This is a genomic window from Maritimibacter sp. DP1N21-5 (genome assembly GCF_019218295.1).
GTDB lineage: Bacteria > Pseudomonadota > Alphaproteobacteria > Rhodobacterales > Rhodobacteraceae > Maritimibacter.
This window is the reverse complement of sequence record NZ_JAHUZF010000006.1, coordinates 762162-778547: the sequence shown is the minus strand read 5'-3', so window position 1 is coordinate 778547 and position 16386 is coordinate 762162. Positions and strand designations below refer to the sequence as shown.

Genomic DNA, 16386 nt, shown 5'->3' with positions numbered 1-16386 from the left:
GCGCGCATGCTTAACTGATTCCCATGGACAGCTTCGATTACGCCCGCCTCACCTATCTCGTGCTCCTCGGGGGCGCCGTGATCGCGTCCTTCTTCGTGATGAACAAGGCCAATATGGGCAAATCGCTGCAACAGCTCGCAATCTGGGCCCTGATCTTCGTGGGTGCGATCGGCGCCTATGGGCTGTGGGAGGACATGGGCCGCGACGTGATGCCCCGGCAGTCTGTCGTGGGGAGCGGCGTCGTGGAGGTGCCGCGCGGCGCCGACGGGCATTTTTATCTTACGCTGGAGTTGAACGGCACACCGGTGATCTTCGTCGTGGACACAGGCGCGAGCGAGATCGTTCTCTCGGAGGACGATGCTAGGTCGGTGGGGCTCCACCCCGAGGACCTCGATTACATCGGAAGCGCGATGACCGCGAACGGCATGGTGCGCACCGCGCCCGCACGGGTCGAGCAGGTCGTGCTGGGCGATATCGTAGAGGAGAACGTGAAGGTTTATGTCAACGAGGGCGAAATGGATGCCTCGCTCCTCGGCATGTCCTATCTTCGGCGCTTCGAGCGGCTGGAGATCACGAGCGACGGGATGGTCCTGACCCGCTAGGCGGTCGGGTCGTCCATCGCCCCGTCCCAGTCATAGACCAAGATGTCGTCCGTGCGACGGGCCCCGAGGCTCGCATAGAGCGCCTGTGCGGCGCGATTGTCGCCTTCCGTCGCGAGCCAGATCCCCTCGCACCCAAGGGCGCGCGCGTGGTCGATCAGCCGTGCAACGAGCGCCTTCGCGACGCCCTGACGGCGCTGGGGCTCCTCGACACCCACCTCGCTGATTAACATCATCGGAGGTTTGTCGGGATGATAGAGCACGACGCCGGAGGTGAAGCCGATCACACGCGTTTCCTGTCTGGCGAAGAACAGGTGATGGAGGGGGTCCTCGATGAAAGCCGCGAGAGAGGCGGGGCGCAGGGGGCCATCGAAGACCTCGGCCCCCGCCATGAGCTGCGCATTACCCGCATCGAGCAGGTGAAAGGTGATGTCCGCATCCATGCACAAGGCTAGGCGAACATCACCTCGCGCGGCAAGCGCGCCTCAGCGCGGCGCCATGCGGATCGCGCCGTCGAGGCGGATGACCTCGCCATTCAGCATGGAGTTTTCGACGATGTGCTGCGCGAGATGTGCATATTCCGCCGGCTGACCGAGGCGCGACGGGAACGGGACCTGCTTGCCGAGGCTGTCCTGCGCCTCCTGCGGGAGGCCCTCCATCATCGGGGTATAGAAAAGCCCCGGCGCAATGGTGCAGACACGCACCCCGTCGCGGGCGAGTTCGCGCGCGAGCGGCAGGGTCAGGCCGACGACCGCACCCTTGGAAGCGGAATAGGCCACCTGCCCGATCTGGCCGTCGAATGCCGCGACGGAAGCGGTATTGATGATCACGCCCCGCTCACCGTCATCGGTCAGCGGATCTGCGGCGACCATACCGGCGGCGGCCTGCGAGGCGCAGTAGAAGGTGCCGGCCGTGTTGACCATGAGCGTCTTCGCGAAGCTCTTCGGATCATGGACGACGCCCTTGGACACGGCCTTGCCGATGGTGCCGATGCCGGCGCAGTTGACCATGATGCGCTCTTGCCCGTTCTTCGCTCGCACCGTCTCGAAACCCGCCGCGACGCTGTCCGCGTCCGACACGTCGACCTTTGCGAAGGCGCCGCCGAGTTCCTTGGCCAGCGCCTCGCCCGCTTCGCCGTTGAGGTCGAAGATGCCGACCGGCGCGCCCTTGGCCGCCATCGCCCGCGCCACCGCCGCGCCAAGCCCCGATGCGCCGCCCGTCACCACGACTGGGGTATTCTTGCCGATTTCCATGATGTCCTCCCGATTGGTTTCCAAAGGCCTAGCAGCGGTCGCGTAGGGCCGCAATGGGATCGGTTATGACCTATCATCAATTGGCCGCGCGACGTAGCGGCATTCCGAATGGGGCGTCTTGGGCGGGACCTCCGGGATTCTAGAATTCTAGAACCCCGGACACCTGAAAGGCTTTTTACTTCAGTGACTTACGACCACACCCTTAGCGGAAATCGTTAACGCGCCCTACTCCGCAGCCTTCAGAACGGGCTTCAGACCGTCGACCGGACCCAGCGCCTTCATGGCCCCGAACTGAGTCAGGAAGACCTGACCGGACAGCTCGTCGAGGAAATGTGTCTTCTGCAAACGGTCCATCACCGGACCCTTCACCTCGGACAGGTTGAGGCTGATCCCCATGTCGCCCAGCCGCCGGTTGAGCTCTTCCAGGCTCTCGAGCGCCGACAGGTCGATCACGTTCACGGCGGCGCAGTTCAGGACCACATGGCGGATCGGCTGGTCCTGCCCGAGCCGGTCGAGGATGTAGTCCTCAATGTAACGCGCGTTCGCAAAATAGAGGTTCTCGTCCAGCCGGAGCGACAGAAGCTCGGGGTGGGTGAGGACCTTGTGACGGTCGATGTTGCGGAAGTGCTCGGTGCCCGGGACCAGGCCGATCTCGGCGATATGGGGACGCGACGTCTTGTAGAGAAACAGAACGATCGACAGGACCACACCGGCGGAAACCCCAAGCTCCACACCGTAGGTCAGCGTGAGCAGGATCGTCGCGGCCACGGCAGCGAAATCAGCCTTGGAATAGGCCCAGGTGCGCTTGAGGATCGCGAAATCGACGAGGCTCAGGACAGCGACGATGATGGTGGCGGCGAGGGTGGCCTGCGGCAGGAAGTAGAGGAGAGGCGTCAGCAAGAGCGCGGCAAGGGCGATGCCGACGGCGGTATAGGCGCCAGCAGCGGGGGTTTCGGCGCCCGCGTCGAAGTTCACGACGGAACGCGCGAAACCGCCTGTCACCGGATAGCCGCCCGACATGGCCGCGGCGATGTTCGACGCCCCGAGGCCTACCAGTTCCTGATCCGGCGTGATCCGCTGCTTGCGCTTGGCGGCGAGCGTCTGCGCGACCGAGATCGACTCGACGAAGCCGATGATCGAGATGAGGAGCGCCGAGCCGAAGAGCTGGCCCCAGACTTCGGGGCTGAAGGAGGGCATGGTCAGGGGCGGAAGACCCTGCGGCACCTCGCCCACGATGGACACGCCCTTGCCCGCGAAGTCGAAGCCCCAGGACAGGAGCGTCGTCACGGCGACGGCCGCGACCGGGCCGGCCTTGGCGAGGATATCCGCGAGGCGAGGCTTGAGGCCCAGAGAGATCAGGAGCGGCTTCAACCCCTTGCGCACCCAGAACAGGAAGGCGACCGAGGCAACCCCAACGGCGAGCGTGATGAGGTTGGTTTCGCCAATGTGCGACAGGAGCGACAAGAGCCGGTCAAAGAGCGCTTCGCCATGTGCGGGCACCCCCATCACGTGCTTGAGCTGCGAGGTCGCGATGAGCAGACCGGAAGCGGTGATGAAACCGGCGATGACCGGATGCGACAGGAAATTTGCGAGAAACCCAAGCCGGAACACGCCCATGACCAGAAGGATGAGACCCGACAGGAAGGCGAGCGTGATCGCCGCCAGCGCGTATTCGGCTGTGCCCTGAAGCGCCATGTTCCCGACCGCCGCGGCCGTCATCAGCGACACGACCGCGACCGGGCCCACGGCCAGCGCCCGCGAGGTGCCGAAGATCGCATAGGCCACGAGCGGCAGGATCGAGGCATAGAGCCCCATCTCGGCTGGCAGCCCCGCAAGTAGCGCATAGGCCAACGATTGCGGGATGAGCATGATCGTCACGATCACGGCGGCCACGAGGTCGGAGACCAGCGTGTCGCGCCGGTACTCCGCACTCCATTCGAGAATAGGGAAATACTGCCGGAGCGACTTCGCCCGGCGTTTCTGGGTCACGGCCATGTCGGCTGTCCTTGAATTAACCGCCCCGGCACGTCAGCGGCGCCGGGACTCATGGGTCAGGCGCGCGCTTTCGCAGCCTGATAGATGAGCTGGCAGCGCGTGCCGGACCGACAGTAGGCGAAGAGCCGGTCATTCTCGTCGACCGCCTGTGCAAAGGCTTCCGCGGCCCCTTCCGCCTCGGGCCGGGACTGCACGGGAAGATAATAGGTGGCGAGACCCGCCTCCTTGCCCGCGGCTTCGATCTCGGCCCAGGGTGTCTGGGTCGGGTCCTCGCCATCGGGGCGATTGCACATGAGGGCGGTGAACCCCTCGGCGGCAATCGTCGCCACGTCCTCGACGGTGATCTGCGGCGAGACCGTCACCTTGTCGTCCAGATGGTTCATATGCATCGCGCGTTACTCCTTTGCCCTCAAGCTTCTTACAGCTTGTTGACGGGCACTTTAAAGAACACATCGCCCTGTTCGTCGGCGGGCGGCATGGCGCCTGCGCGCATGTTCACCTGCAGCGAAGGGATGATGAGCTTGGGCATGTCGAGCTGCGCATCGCGTTCGGTGCGGAACTTGACGAAATCCTCTTTCGTCTTGCCGCCGCCCACGTGGATGTTGTGCGCCTTCTCGTCGCCCACGGTGGTTTCCCACTGGATGTCGCGACCATTGGGACCGTAGTCGTGGCACATGAAAAGCCGCGTCTCGTCCGGCAGCGCCAGCACCCTCTGGATCGAATCGTAGAGCACGCCCGCGTCCCCACCGGGAAAGTCGGCCCGGGCCGAGCCGCCGTCGGGCATGAAAAGCGTGTCGCCCACGAAACTCGCGTCACCCACAACATGGGTCATGCAGGCGGGCGTGTGGCCCGGCGTGTGCATCGCGAAGGCGGTCATGTTGCCGATCTGGTAGGTGTCGCCGTCCTTGAACAGGCGGTCGAACTGCGAACCGTCACGCTGGAACTCGGTGCCTTCGTTGAAGACCTTGCCGAAGGTGTCCTGCACCACGGTGATATTCTCGCCGATGCCGATTTTGCCGCCCACCTTTTCCTGGATATAGGGCGCGGCGGAAAGGTGGTCGGCATGGACATGAGTTTCGATGAGCCATTCGACCTCGAGCCCGTTGTCCTGCACATAGGCGATGATCTCGTCGGCATTGTCATAGGTGATGCGACCGGCGGCGTAGTCGATGTCCATGACGCTGTCGACAATGGCGCATTTGTTCGAGGTCGGGTCCTTGACCACGTAAGAAATCGTGTTCGTCGCCGGGTCGAAGAACGCCTTCACGTCCGGCCTGATGTTGGTGTCGACGGGATAGTTCTGGGTCATGTCCTTCATAACTCCCTCCAGTTCGCCGGGCAGACCCGGCCTTGTCAGTTTGAACCGAAGCGGCAACATATGCACGCCTCGTGTTGCGTCCCGACCGAGATAGGCGGTGGAGAGGATTCCGTAAACCCCTTCGTATTCATTTTTTTGAATTTAATTTCTTGACAGGGCGGTCAGCCAACAAAAAAGGGCCGCGCCCGCAGGCGCGACCCATGATGAAAGACCATGAGTGGCCGGTTGATGGCGCTCCCTATGGCGCCGTGACCGAACGTGCCCGGCGCGCGGCCGTCAGGTTCATCGTGCCCTTGGCAAGGAATATCCCCGCGATCATCGCGCCGGTGAAGATCAGCACGTCGGGGTTCAGCGTCGAGAGCACCGGGATCGAGGCGCCCGGGCAAAACCCGGCGATGCCCCAGCCGATACCGAAAACCGCCGAGCCGCCGATGAGCTTGCTGTCGATGATACGGTTCGTGGGCACGCTGAACTTCATCTCGTAGAGCGGTTTCGCGCGCCGGAAGACCAGACGGTAGCCCGGATAGGTCACCAGAAGCGCACCCCCCATGACAAGCGCCAAAGACGGGTCCCAGACCCCCGCCACGTCGAAGAAGTTCTGCACTTTCGCGGAGTTGGCCATGCCCCCGATGGACACGCCAAGACCGAAGAGCAGCCCGGAGATATAGACAAGCAGCTTTTCCATGGCTCAGCCTCCAATCACGTGACGCGCGACATAGACCGTCAGTCCAGCCGTGAGCATGAAGGTCACGGTCGCGGCGATGGAGCGCGGCGAGAGCCGCGCGATGCCGCAGACGCCGTGACCCGAGGTGCAGCCCGCCCCATAGGTGACGCCGAAGCCGACGATGAGACCTCCGAGGATCATGGCCAGACGGCTGACGGGCACCTGGATTTCGGGAAAGCCGCCGGTCACCGCGAGGATCGCGAGCGGCGCCGTGAGCATCCCCGCGATGATCAGGGCGCGCCAGGTCCAGTCCCAGGAGGACGACGGCGTCATGAACCCTGCGAGAATGCCGGTCGCGCCCAGCACGTTCCCGCGCGTCCACATCAGAAGGACGGTGCCAAGGCCGATGAGCAGCCCACCCCCCAGTGACGCCCAGGGCGTGAATTCCGTTGCGATGACTTCCATTTCGACCTCACTTTCGAACCCGGTCTTCGCGCCGGGACATGGTTTCGCAAAGGCCCACCTATTGGGCCGCTTGCGGTTCTTCAAGGACACATTCGAATTAATGATTTTTTACCGGGAAACCCGGTCGCCGCGGAACGAAGGTCCGACGGCGTCTCTTGGGCAACGACAGCGTTCCGAGGGCGCAGCGCCCGATCCCGCCTTCTTGGGACCCTAGTTCGCGAGGACCTCCTGAACGATGGTCTCGAGCAGCGCCTCGACGGCGTCCATCGGTCCCTCGGGGTAGTTCTGGTATCCCAACGTCACCTCGCCGTCGCGTTCGGCCACGAAGATGCCGTATGGGCAGAAGGCGATGTTGCGCCAGTCGGCCTCCATCACCTCGCGGCTCACCACCGCCGAGCAGAAGAGATAGACATCGGCTGCTTCGAAAAGCGCGACCTCGGACCCCACGTCGAGCCCGGTGCGGTTCAGCATCTCGCCGGTGTGGGTCACGTAGTCGATGACGAGCCCCTGCCCCACGATGGCGTTTTCAAGCGCGAAAGCCGCGTCGTCGAAGCTGCCGTCATAGGCGTGGGACACGATCATGTCATCGCCGTGACTTTCGGCAAGGGCAGCCCCTGCCCCGAGCGACAAGGCTGCGACGGTGGCCGCTATGGCGCAAAGGTGTTTCATTCGACGCTCCTCATGGCGGACGTGATCGGATTGTAGCCGGACCGGGGCGAACCGGTCCGGCAGATTCATATTCACTTAGCCGAATATATCTGAGGTGATCCCCTCATACCAGCCCAGACTTTCCTCGTAGGTCGCTTTTCTGAGCGCGGCATCCTCGCCCGTCTGGCTCACGAAGCTGTCGGTGCTCGCGATCTTTTCTTCCGTGGCCTCGTAGGCTGCCCCGACCTTGACCCCGTCGTCGGGCGCGATGAGCGACCAGCAGGTGTTGGAGAACTTGGCCGGGAACATGCGGCTGTCGGTCAGGGCGGCACGCAGCGCCATGGCCGCGACCTTGGCCTGACTGTTGGCGGAGAAGCCCGATTTCGGCATGTCGCCCTGCGCCGAGGCATCGCCAAGGATATGCACGTCGGGGTCCATCCGGCTGACCATGGTACGCCCGTCCACCGGGGCCCAGTTGTCCTGAACCAGCCCGGCGCGTTCACAAATCACGCCGGCCTTCTGGGCCGGTATCACGTTGCAGACGTCGACCTGTTCTTCCGATCCGTCGATATTCACGGTCATGGCCATCGGATCGACGCTCACGTTCGCGCCGCCGAAGTCGGGGCCGATCCGGTCGATCATGCCGGAATAATGTTTCTGCCAGCCTTCCTCGAACAGGCCCTGCTTCGAGTATTTGTCCTTGGGGTCGACGAGCAGGATCTTGGCGGTCGGATTCGACTGGGTGAGCAGATGCGCGACCATGGAGATCCGCTCGTAGGGACCGGGCGGACAGCGATAGGGGTTGGGCGGCGCGATCATGGCGAAGACGCCGCCTTCGGGCATGGCTTCGACCTGGGCCTTGAGAAGCTCGGTCTGGCTCCCGCCCTTGTAGGCATGGGGCATCCGGTTCTGCTGGGTCACATCCCACCCCGGCACGGAGCCCTCGATGAAGTCGATCCCCGGCGACAGAACGAGCTTGTCATAGGGCAGCACAGCGCCCGAGGCGAGGGTCACGGTCTTCGCCGTGCGGTCCACGTCCACCGCGTGGTCGTGGACGACGTTGACGCCTTCCGTCGCGAGCCCGCCGTAGGAATGGGCAAGGCTCTCCATCGTGCGGAACCCGCCGATGTAGAGGTTCGAGAAAAAGCAGGTGTAGTAAGTGCGGCTCGGCTCGATCAGCGTAACGTCGATCGCCCCGGCAGCGTCCTTGTTGACATAGCGGGCCACGGTCGCACCGCCCGCCCCGCCGCCGATCACGACGACCTTCGGCGCACCTCCGTGGCTTGCCGCATAGACATGCGGCGCGGCCAAGGTGGCGGCGACCCCGGTCCCGGCCCAGATGAACTGGCGTCTGTTCATGGTCATAATGTCTTCCTCCCTGAAAAAGCGGCCCCCTCCTCAGAGCCCGCCGAAATAGGCCGCGAGCGCGGCAATCTCGTCATTGGCCAACCGTCCGGCCATCATCTGCATGACCGGGTGCGGGCGGACCTTTTCCTTGTAGGCGTGCATGGCAACCACGAAGTCTTCTTCGGGCCAGCCGGTGATCGCGGGGATGCCGTCGTTGCCGCCGTCCGACTGGTGGCAGGTCAGGCATTCGGACGAGAGGTACTCGCCATAATCCACGTCGCCCACGAGAGCGAGAATGTCCTCCGAGAGGTCGACTTCACGAGGGGCGGCCGTGGGGGCGGCTCCGGGGATGTTGGCGGGGCTATCGGAATACTGGCGCAGGAAGGCGAGCACATCGGAGCGGTCCTCCGGCGCCGTGAGGCCCGCGAAGTTCATCCTTGTGTCCGAGGCAAAGGCCTTCGGGTTCTCGAGATAGGCGTCGAGGCTCTCGAAATCCCAGAAAAGCCCGTCGTTCCCCATCCGGACGAGCCCCGCCGAATAGGCGAAGGCCTCGAGCCCCCCGGCCCGGCGTCCGAAGAGGTCGTTCAGATGCGGTCCGGTGCGGCTGAAGGCGTCCGGTCCCACGGCATGGCAGGCCTGACATTTGCGAAAGACCCGCGCACCCTCTTCAGGGTCCCCGAAGTCGTCAGCCGCACCGGGCCCCGCCACAACCATGGCAAAGGCGGCGACAACAAGGTGGCGCGGAATCGTTTGCATGTTGAAAGTCTACTCTGGGGCATTTTGTCACACAAACATATTCGCGAGTTTTTATGTTTTTAGCGGCCTGTTTTGACAGGGAATTTCTGCCGCACCGCAGCAGAAAGGGCGCCCCACCCGAAGGTGAGACGCCCTGAACCGGGGAGGAACCCGGAAGCTCGGCGGCCTTACTGGAAGGTCGAGAGATAGGCGATGACCGCCTGCCGGTCCTCGTCCTTCTTGAGGCCCACGAAGGACATCTTGGTGCCCTTCATGTAACCCTTGGGATCGGCGAGGAAGGCGTCGAGTTCCTCGGGCGTCCAGGTCAGCCCCCCGGCCGCGGCGTCCGCCAGCGAACCGGAATACTTGAAGTCGCCGTTGGCTCCGGCGGCATGGCCCACGATCCCGTTCAGCATCGGGCCGGTGCCGTTCTTGGCGCCTTCACCGACCTTGTGGCAGGCCTTGCACTTCTTGAAGACGTCTTCGCCCTCTGCGATCAGTTCTGGATCGGCCGCGGCCATGACCGGTTCTTCGACGGGTTCAGCGGCAGGTTCGGCAGCGGGCTCCTCGACCGGCGTGGCCGTTTCGCCCGTGTCGGCCGCGGCCAGTTCGACCTCTTCCGCTCCACCTTCGTCCGGCGTCACGTCCAGAACCGTGGCCAGCATGGTGATTTCGACGCTTTCCTTGCAATTCTCCATGCAAGGCTCCCGCCCCCAGAACGCGGCCTCGGCGGTTTCGCGGTCATCCTCGAAGAACCCGTCGGCGTTCGGCATCTCGACATCGAGGAAGGTCTCCTTCGAAAGCACCGCGTCGTATTCGATCAGGTCGTTGGAATAGAGGATATAGGCCACGATGGCGTAGGTGTCGTCTGCCGAAAGCGTGCCCGCGTTGCCGAACGGCATGGACCGATGGACATAGTCCCAAACCGTGGACAGATAGGGCCAGTAGCTGCCCACCGTCTTGACCGGGTCCTGACGGGCCAGCGTGTCGAAGCCGCCGGCCAGCACCGGCCAGCGATCGACCCCCTCGGCAAACTCGCCATGACAGGCCGCGCAGTTGTCCGAAAAGAGCATCTCGCCATCTTCGGCAGTGCCCTGCCCTTCGGGCAGCCCCGTGCCATCGGGGGACACGTCGAGGTCCCAGGCCGCGATTTCTTCCGGCAGAGCCGCGCGACCAAGGCCGAAGGTCTGGGAGAACGCCGGGAGCGCGATCAATGTGGCGAGCGCGGTTCCCGCGACGAGTTTAGGAAACTTCGACATTTTCGGCCTCCCCGGTGGTCTTTACGTGCCAGGTCTGAATGCAGTTGTTGTGGTAGACCGAGTTTTCGCCACGCACCGCGCGCAGTTCTTCCTTGGTCGGCTGGACATAGCCGGTTTCATCCATCGCGCGCGATTGCAGCAGCATCTCTGAACCGTCCCAGTCGATGTCGAGGTAGAAGCGCGTGAGCGCCTTGTCCCCGGGCTCACCGGCCAGACGTGCGGTCTGCCAGTTCATGCCGCCATCGGTCGAGACGTCGACGCGCGTGATCTTGCCCCGGCCCGACCAGGCCATGCCGGAGATGACCAGCGGCCCCGGACCATGGGTGATCGGCATCTGCGGGCTGGGCGATGTGACCACGGATTTCGCATCCATGACCCAGGTCCATTTTCGCGAGGTCCCGTCGGCCATCGTGTCGGTGTATTTTGAGGTTTCTTCCCGACTTTCAACGGCTTGCGAAGCGACCTCGATCCGGCGGAGCCACTTGACCCACATGTTGCCTTCCCAGCCCGGCACGACGAGACGCACGGGATAGCCGTGTTCCTTTCGCAGGGCCTCGCCGTTGGCCTTGAAGGCGACGATGCAGTCCTCCATCGCCTTCTCCAGCGGGATCGAGCGGCCATTGGACGAAGCATCGGCCCCTTCGACATAAACCCATTTTCCTTCGGGGTTTACACCGGCCTCTTCAAGCAGCGTGGAAAGTTTCACGCCACTGTATTCCATGTTGTGGATCATGCCGTGGGTGAACTGCGCGCCATTAAGCTGCGCCCCTGCCCATTCCATTCCGGTGTTCGCCGCGCATTCGAGGAAATAGGTATGGTTCACGCGTGGGAAGCGTTCGAGGTCGGCATAGGTGAAGACCAGCGGACGATCTACGAGGCCGTTGATCATCAGGCGGTAGTCTTCCTTGCGCAGCTCGATCGCACCCGAATGGTGACGCTCGAAGGCGCAGCCCTGCGGCGTGATGGTGCCGTCCAAGGCATGGATCGGTGTGAAGTTGATCGAGCTGATCGGATCGGCGGTGAGCCATGGCACGTTGCGCCGGATCACGTCGCTCTCGAACTCGATCGGCAGACCATAGGGCGTGGCATCCACGCCGTCGCCCAGACCGTTGGCCCAATCCTGCAATTCGGTGATGAGCGGGTCCGGCCCGCCGTGACCTTCGGCTATCGCACGGCCTGCGGCCAGCCCCATGCCACCCAGCGCCACCCCGCCCAGAAAGCGGCGGCGCGAGGGGCCTTTGGTTTGAGACATATCGTCCATATGCTCCTCCCTGTTCGCATCGAATCATTCGTCTATGTGAATGATTTTGTTTCGAAAAAGCCTCACGCCCGCTTGGGACGGGAGGCGCCTGATTACCCTTGGATGACTTCGACCGAGGTATTCGGGTCGAGCGTCACGGTGCCGAGTTTCCTGATGTGGCTTTCCACCACGTCCCAGATCATCGGGCCTTCGGTTCCCTCGTTGACGGACGCCCAGCCCGCGACCTGATAGGTCCGCGCGGGATCGATCGGCTCACCTGTCTTGAGAAGCGTCATTTCGGACACCCGCTCGCCCTGCGGCTTCGTGATGTCGATCCGGTAGCCCATGCCCCCGATCCGCACCATGTCGCCGCCCTGCTGGTAATAGGGGTCGGGGTTGAAGATGTTGTCGGCCACGTCCTCGAGAATGACCTTGATGAACTCGCCGGTCATTTCGTTGCGGTAGGCTTGGCCATAGGTCATCGAGGTCACGTTCCAGATGTCCTCGCGCGTGATCTCGTCGCCGGGAATGAGCGACGGTCCCCAGCGCACGCCGGGCGACATGGCGATGTCGGCCTCGCGTTCCGAGATCAGCGCGTCGCAAATAAGGTCGTCCCACGAGCCATTGAAGTTGCCGCGCCGGAAAAGTTCGACATCCGTGGTGCCGATCACTTCGGACAACTCGGCCTCGTAGGGCGCGCGCTGTTCATCGATCAGCGCGGTCATCTCGGCATCGGGTGCGATCACGTCCGAGAAGATCGGGATGAGCTTGTGCTTGAACCCCATCATCCGCCCGTCCCGCACGTCGAGGTCGACGCGAGAGACGAACTTGCCGTTCGACCCCGACGCGATGATGATCGTCTCGCCCACGAGCACCGGTTCGGGGAGCGCGTCATGGGTGTGGCCCGACAGGATCACGTCGATGCCGGTCACGCGGTCGGCCATCTTCTTGTCCACGTCAAAACCGTTGTGGGACAGCACGACGACCAGTTCGGCGCCGTTCGCGCGGACCTCGTCCACCATTTCCTGCATGTGCTCGTCACGGATGCCGAAGCTGTATTCCGGGAACATCCAGGAGGGGTTCGCAATGGGCATGTAGGGGAAGGCCTGACCGATCACGCCGATCTTGACCCCGCCCGATTCCATCATCTTGTAGCTCTCGAAGCTCTCGGCGGGTTCGTCCCATTCGGCGTCGAAGATGTTCTGGCCAAGAGCCGCGAAGGGCAGCCCTTCGACCAGCTCGCGCACGCGGTCGGAACCCAGCGTGAACTCCCAGTGGAAGGTCATCGCATCCGGCGCGAGCGCGTTCATCACGTTGACCATGTCCTGCCCCTGCGTCTGATAGCAGGTGTAGGAGCCGTGCCAGGTGTCGCCGCCGTCCAGAAGCAGCGCATCGGGGCGCGCGGCGCGGATCTGTTTGACCACCGTGGCCACGCGGTCGAGGCCGCCGACCCTGCCGTACTCCTTCGCAAGCGCGGAGAAATCGTTGTAGGTCAGCGCATAGGCCGAGGGCGATCCGTCAGCTATGCCGTAACGCGCCTTGAACTCGGCGCCTGTGATATGGGGCACCTGACCAAGAGCTTCGCCGACCCCCAAGTTGATCTCGGGCTCGCGGAAGTAGATGGGCTTGAGCTGCGCGTGGATGTCGGTGATGTGGATCAGGGTCACGTTGCCGAAGGTGTCGAAGTCGAGGAGCTGGTCCTGTGTCAGCATCTGCTGTGCGGCAAGCCGTGCCCAATTGCCGAAGCCCGAGGCGCCCACGAGGGCGGAAGCGGCCATGCCGACCTGAAGAAAATCGCGGCGAGAGATCATCTCTTCGTCCTTTGCCCGTTTGTATTGCAGGGACCGTAACTTATTCACGAAACGGCATATATTTGGTAAGAAAAACCCCGCGCGAGGAGCGCCCGCGCGGGGTTCGACGTCAGTTGCGGACCGAGGGGCCCTCGACCGAAAGACCGTTGCTGCGCGAGGCCACGTAAAGCTCCAGCGCCACGAACTCGGGCGAGCCCGGGTCGAAGGTTTCGGCACGGGTGTCACGGATGCAGCCCTTGAAGCGGCTCTGCACGCCGACGAGTTTCGTGTCCTTCAGACGATAGGCTGGGAAGGCGTTGACCTGCCCCTGGCTCAGGTGGTCGGCCCGGATCATGTTGCCGTAGTTCTGCTCGTGGCAGTTGGCACAGGACAGGTCGAGCTGACCGAAGCGGGTGTAATACATCTCCCGCCCCTTTTCCCAGGTCTCGGCGGCCGGACCGTCGATGGCGACGTTCATGGGAAGCCCGCGCGAGACCGAGGCGAGAAGCCCTTCCATCGCAAGCGCCGGACCCGCGTCGACTTTCCAGGGCTCGGCGCCCATCCGGTTTTCACGGCAGTCGTTCACCTGCATCTGGATCGTGCGCACTTCGCCAGCCGCCTCGTTCCACTTCGGGTAAACGGCTTTCACGCCGGCCATATCCTCGGGCTCGCCATGGCAATCCGCACAGGATTTGCCTTCCGAGCCTTCGGCCGCGGCCCAGGCTGCGCGCGCCTCTTCGACGGCGAGCATGCCCGGGTTGTCGAAGTCGTCGGCCTGCATCGCCTGCGTGTCGTCGGAGCGGAACACCCAGCCCGAGTAGATTTCGTCCAGCGCGCCTTCGAGATGCGCCGGCGCCGGGGCGCGCACCGTGATCGGGGTCTCCCCGTTGAGGACAAGATCCGCGTCCTCATCGGCGAAGGCCATACCCCCGCCGATGGTCAGAGCCGCAAAGGCGATACCGGTCAGCAGCTTGTACTTCATGTCGTTCCTCCCTCCTGGTTCGCGTTGTGGTCTCAGGCCACTTCGATCGGCTGCACGTCTTCGTAGACAGAGCCGTCGTCGTCGTACCAGGTCAGTTTGAACTCGCCCGTCGCATCGACCTTGGCTTCGAATTCGAAGTAGGGGTTGGTCGAGATCGCAGGGTCCATCGCCACGTCGATGACCATCGCGCCGTTCAACTCGCAGGTGAACCGGTTGATGATCGAGCGCGGGATGACGTTGCCGTCGGAATCCTTGCGCTGGCCCGATTCCATCGGGTGGCTGATGAGGGTCTTGAGCGTCACGACCTCGCCCGCGGATGCGGATTTGGGAGCCTTGACGCGGGGTTTAACACCAGATGCCATTTCTTATGTCTCCTTGTTTCCGCTGATCAGCCGCCGCAGCCGCCGATGGTGACCTTCACGGTCTTGGCGGTCTGGATGAAGCTGCCGTCGGCCATCTGGGCCACGGCGATCACGTCCTGGGTTCCGGCGAGCCGGATCCGGGTCGATGCGGCCTGGCTGCCTGCGGCGGGGCCGAAGGTGAAGGTGGCCACGGCCGGGGTCGGGTTGCCTGCCGCATAGACGGCGATGGCGGTCGCACCCGGTGCGCTCACGCTGATCGGAACGGTGTTGCCGTTCTCGGCGATCTCCGGGGCGTCCAGCGAAATGTCGCCCTCGCCCACGGCGGCTCCGCCGGTGAATTCCGCAATCGCCTCTTCGGCGGCAGCGAAAGCCCGCATGGGCAGCATGGCGACAGCAGTCGCGCCAAGTCCCATGGCAAGGGCATCACGTCGTGTCAGTTTCATGTCTATCCTCTCTCTATCCAAACGCCGGTCCGTCGATCACTCGTGCAGAGTCATCAGATAGGCCACGACGTCCTCGATCTGTTGTGCCGTGAGCAGCGGCTCGACCGGCTTGTCTGCGGGCCAGGCCTTGCCCGTGAAGGCGTCGCCAAGGCGGGTGAACCCTTCGGTCTTGTAGAAGGCGGGCATCACCGTGCCGTCGAAGGCCATCTTGGCGTTGACGAGGATCCCGCGCAGCTCGGATTCCGACCAGCGGTCCCCGGCGCCGTCGAGCATCGGGCCGACTTCACCCCCGAAGGGCACGTCGGCATATGCTTCTGCAGCGTGGCAGGCGATGCAGTTGCCTGCCCCCTTGTCCACGACGACCTCCCGTCCGGCCTCGGGGTTGCCCGGCGTCCCGGTCAGAGACTCCGCGACCTCGTAACCGTCGAATGAAACATCGCCCGGAGCTGTGACCTCGGCCGTGGCCAGACCAGTTCCCGCGATCAGCGCGGCGAGCGCGATCGTTGTCCGCTTCATGATTCCTCCCATCACGTTTTCTGAATACGACCGTATGCGACCTGCGACAAATTGCCAATCACAAATTCGGTTTCATGAATTTTTTTGGTCGCCCGTCCTGACCTTCCTGCCGCGTGGCAGCAGGAATGGCAACGTCGTTTCCAGGCGCTGGGATCCAGCTCACTCTCCGGTCTGGCCCGGGTTCGCGGCCTGCCATTCCGCGAACTTGGCGGCGTGGTACTTCTGGAAATTCTCGTCGCCGCGATAGGCCTCGTCGAAGACGAAGGTCATCAGGTTCTTCGTGGTGTGATACCCGAAGGCGCCGGGCATGATCGCGACGCGCTGCGCCGCGTCACGGGCGGTTTCGCCCTCTTCGATTTCCTCGGGGTGCGGCAGGAACATCATGGTGGGCGTGAACATCACCCCCCATTTCATCGCCATGTCCTTTTCGGACAGCGTCTCGCCGTCCAGATCGGTCACCTCGACATCGCCGAAGAGGTTCATCTGCACGACAAAGAAATTATCCTCGATGTATTGGGCCAGGTCCTCGCGCGGGAACACCTCTTCATGCATCTTGGTGCAGTAGATGCAGCCGCGCTGTTCCCACAGGATCATGAGCCGCTTGCCCTCGGCCTCGGCCTCGGCGAGGTCCTCGGCGACATCCTTGAAGGTGTCGCGCATCCAGACTTCCTTGTGTAGCCCGTCGTCGCCCATGGTGGCGGCGAATGCCGGAAAGGCCAGCGTGGCGGCGGTCGCAAGAGCGGTGAGAAAGCGCATGAGGTGTCCTCCCA

General features: G+C 63.6%; 19 protein-coding genes. 1 reads left to right on the top strand and 18 read right to left on the bottom strand.

Going from position 1 to position 16386, the window contains the following annotated elements; translation table 11 throughout:
• The first annotated feature begins 23 nt into the window (after nucleotides 1-23).
• Nucleotides 24-602 (top strand): TIGR02281 family clan AA aspartic protease, encoded by a 579-nt coding sequence (locus tag KJP29_RS11500; RefSeq protein WP_218463695.1) that lies wholly within the window; start codon nucleotides 24-26, stop codon nucleotides 600-602.
• On the opposite strand, the gene KJP29_RS11495 is transcribed toward KJP29_RS11500, so the two are convergent.
• From KJP29_RS11495 to KJP29_RS11410, 18 genes are all read right to left on the bottom strand, one after another.
• Nucleotides 599-1042 carry a GNAT family N-acetyltransferase gene (locus tag KJP29_RS11495; RefSeq protein ID WP_218463694.1) on the bottom strand — a complete coding sequence of 148 codons (444 nt, stop codon included), beginning with the start codon at nucleotides 1040-1042 and terminating at the stop codon, nucleotides 599-601. The two genes, KJP29_RS11500 and KJP29_RS11495, sit on opposite strands and share 4 nt — an antisense overlap.
• Nucleotides 1043-1084: 42 nt before the next feature.
• Nucleotides 1085-1852: an SDR family NAD(P)-dependent oxidoreductase gene (locus tag KJP29_RS11490; RefSeq protein ID WP_218463693.1), complete on the bottom strand. Its 768-nt coding sequence runs from the start codon at nucleotides 1850-1852 to the stop codon at nucleotides 1085-1087.
• 225 nt (nucleotides 1853-2077) lie between these two features.
• Nucleotides 2078-3847, bottom strand: a complete 1770-nt coding sequence (locus tag KJP29_RS11485; protein WP_218463692.1) for a SulP family inorganic anion transporter — start codon at nucleotides 3845-3847, stop codon at nucleotides 2078-2080.
• 56 nt (nucleotides 3848-3903) lie between these two features.
• Nucleotides 3904-4236, bottom strand: a complete 333-nt coding sequence (locus KJP29_RS11480; RefSeq protein WP_218463691.1) for a TIGR01244 family sulfur transferase — start codon at nucleotides 4234-4236, stop codon at nucleotides 3904-3906.
• Nucleotides 4237-4265: 29 nt separating this feature from the next.
• Complete coding sequence (locus KJP29_RS11475; RefSeq protein ID WP_370630867.1) at nucleotides 4266-5165, bottom strand: MBL fold metallo-hydrolase; 900 nt, start codon at nucleotides 5163-5165, stop codon at nucleotides 4266-4268.
• 238 nt (nucleotides 5166-5403) lie between these two features.
• Complete coding sequence (locus tag KJP29_RS11470) at nucleotides 5404-5850, bottom strand: DUF6691 family protein (protein WP_218463690.1); 447 nt, start codon at nucleotides 5848-5850, stop codon at nucleotides 5404-5406.
• Between the two features lie 3 nt (nucleotides 5851-5853).
• The gene (locus tag KJP29_RS11465; protein WP_218463689.1) at nucleotides 5854-6294 is read right to left on the bottom strand and encodes a YeeE/YedE family protein; all 441 of its coding nucleotides are present in this window, start codon (nucleotides 6292-6294) and stop codon (nucleotides 5854-5856) included.
• Nucleotides 6295-6504: 210 nt separating this feature from the next.
• Complete coding sequence (locus KJP29_RS11460) at nucleotides 6505-6963, bottom strand: DUF302 domain-containing protein (protein WP_218463688.1); 459 nt, start codon at nucleotides 6961-6963, stop codon at nucleotides 6505-6507.
• Between the two features lie 75 nt (nucleotides 6964-7038).
• Entirely contained in the window at nucleotides 7039-8307 is a 1269-nt protein-coding gene (locus tag KJP29_RS11455) for an NAD(P)/FAD-dependent oxidoreductase (protein ID WP_218463687.1), read from the bottom strand.
• 33 nt (nucleotides 8308-8340) lie between these two features.
• Nucleotides 8341-9045 (bottom strand): c-type cytochrome, encoded by a 705-nt coding sequence (locus tag KJP29_RS11450; protein WP_218463686.1) that lies wholly within the window; start codon nucleotides 9043-9045, stop codon nucleotides 8341-8343.
• Between the two features lie 167 nt (nucleotides 9046-9212).
• Entirely contained in the window at nucleotides 9213-10283 is a 1071-nt protein-coding gene (locus KJP29_RS11445) for a c-type cytochrome (RefSeq protein WP_218463685.1), read from the bottom strand.
• Complete coding sequence (gene soxC / locus KJP29_RS11440; RefSeq protein WP_218463684.1) at nucleotides 10267-11544, bottom strand: sulfite dehydrogenase; 1278 nt, start codon at nucleotides 11542-11544, stop codon at nucleotides 10267-10269. Before soxC ends, KJP29_RS11445 begins: the two co-directional genes overlap by 17 nt.
• Before the next feature lie 92 nt (nucleotides 11545-11636).
• Nucleotides 11637-13334, bottom strand: a complete 1698-nt coding sequence (soxB, locus tag KJP29_RS11435; RefSeq protein ID WP_218463683.1) for a thiosulfohydrolase SoxB — start codon at nucleotides 13332-13334, stop codon at nucleotides 11637-11639.
• Nucleotides 13335-13443: 109 nt separating this feature from the next.
• Nucleotides 13444-14295, bottom strand: coding sequence for a sulfur oxidation c-type cytochrome SoxA (gene soxA / locus KJP29_RS11430; RefSeq protein WP_218463682.1), 852 nt, complete (start codon nucleotides 14293-14295; stop codon nucleotides 13444-13446).
• Nucleotides 14296-14327: 32 nt separating this feature from the next.
• The gene (gene soxZ, locus KJP29_RS11425) at nucleotides 14328-14657 is read right to left on the bottom strand and encodes a thiosulfate oxidation carrier complex protein SoxZ (protein WP_218463681.1); all 330 of its coding nucleotides are present in this window, start codon (nucleotides 14655-14657) and stop codon (nucleotides 14328-14330) included.
• Between the two features lie 26 nt (nucleotides 14658-14683).
• Nucleotides 14684-15100, bottom strand: a complete 417-nt coding sequence (gene soxY, locus KJP29_RS11420; RefSeq protein ID WP_218463680.1) for a thiosulfate oxidation carrier protein SoxY — start codon at nucleotides 15098-15100, stop codon at nucleotides 14684-14686.
• 36 nt (nucleotides 15101-15136) lie between these two features.
• A complete protein-coding gene (gene soxX / locus KJP29_RS11415; RefSeq protein WP_218463679.1) occupies nucleotides 15137-15616 on the bottom strand; it encodes a sulfur oxidation c-type cytochrome SoxX in 480 nt (159 codons plus the stop codon).
• Nucleotides 15617-15775: 159 nt separating this feature from the next.
• Nucleotides 15776-16372 carry a thioredoxin family protein gene (locus KJP29_RS11410; protein WP_218463678.1) on the bottom strand — a complete coding sequence of 199 codons (597 nt, stop codon included), beginning with the start codon at nucleotides 16370-16372 and terminating at the stop codon, nucleotides 15776-15778.
• Nucleotides 16373-16386: the final 14 nt, after the last annotated feature.

Coding starts and splice junctions, on each gene's coding strand:
- KJP29_RS11460 (WP_218463688.1), bottom strand. CDS start 6,963: ATGAAACACCTTTGCGCCATAGCGGCCACCGTCGCAGCCTTGTCGCTC.
- KJP29_RS11485 (WP_218463692.1), bottom strand. CDS start 3,847: ATGGCCGTGACCCAGAAACGCCGGGCGAAGTCGCTCCGGCAGTATTTC.
- soxY (WP_218463680.1), bottom strand. CDS start 15,100: ATGAAACTGACACGACGTGATGCCCTTGCCATGGGACTTGGCGCGACT.
- soxA (WP_218463682.1), bottom strand. CDS start 14,295: ATGAAGTACAAGCTGCTGACCGGTATCGCCTTTGCGGCTCTGACCATC.
- KJP29_RS11470 (WP_218463690.1), bottom strand. CDS start 5,850: ATGGAAAAGCTGCTTGTCTATATCTCCGGGCTGCTCTTCGGTCTTGGC.
- KJP29_RS11410 (WP_218463678.1), bottom strand. CDS start 16,372: ATGCGCTTTCTCACCGCTCTTGCGACCGCCGCCACGCTGGCCTTTCCG.
- KJP29_RS11445 (WP_218463685.1), bottom strand. CDS start 10,283: ATGTCGAAGTTTCCTAAACTCGTCGCGGGAACCGCGCTCGCCACATTG.
- soxX (WP_218463679.1), bottom strand. CDS start 15,616: ATGAAGCGGACAACGATCGCGCTCGCCGCGCTGATCGCGGGAACTGGT.
- soxB (WP_218463683.1), bottom strand. CDS start 13,334: ATGATCTCTCGCCGCGATTTTCTTCAGGTCGGCATGGCCGCTTCCGCC.
- KJP29_RS11480 (WP_218463691.1), bottom strand. CDS start 4,236: ATGCATATGAACCATCTGGACGACAAGGTGACGGTCTCGCCGCAGATC.
- soxC (WP_218463684.1), bottom strand. CDS start 11,544: ATGGACGATATGTCTCAAACCAAAGGCCCCTCGCGCCGCCGCTTTCTG.
- KJP29_RS11500 (WP_218463695.1), top strand. CDS start 24: ATGGACAGCTTCGATTACGCCCGCCTCACCTATCTCGTGCTCCTCGGG.
- KJP29_RS11455 (WP_218463687.1), bottom strand. CDS start 8,307: ATGACCATGAACAGACGCCAGTTCATCTGGGCCGGGACCGGGGTCGCC.
- KJP29_RS11475 (WP_370630867.1), bottom strand. CDS start 5,165: ATGAAGGACATGACCCAGAACTATCCCGTCGACACCAACATCAGGCCG.
- KJP29_RS11490 (WP_218463693.1), bottom strand. CDS start 1,852: ATGGAAATCGGCAAGAATACCCCAGTCGTGGTGACGGGCGGCGCATCG.
- KJP29_RS11450 (WP_218463686.1), bottom strand. CDS start 9,045: ATGCAAACGATTCCGCGCCACCTTGTTGTCGCCGCCTTTGCCATGGTT.
- soxZ (WP_218463681.1), bottom strand. CDS start 14,657: ATGGCATCTGGTGTTAAACCCCGCGTCAAGGCTCCCAAATCCGCATCC.
- KJP29_RS11465 (WP_218463689.1), bottom strand. CDS start 6,294: ATGGAAGTCATCGCAACGGAATTCACGCCCTGGGCGTCACTGGGGGGT.
- KJP29_RS11495 (WP_218463694.1), bottom strand. CDS start 1,042: ATGGATGCGGACATCACCTTTCACCTGCTCGATGCGGGTAATGCGCAG.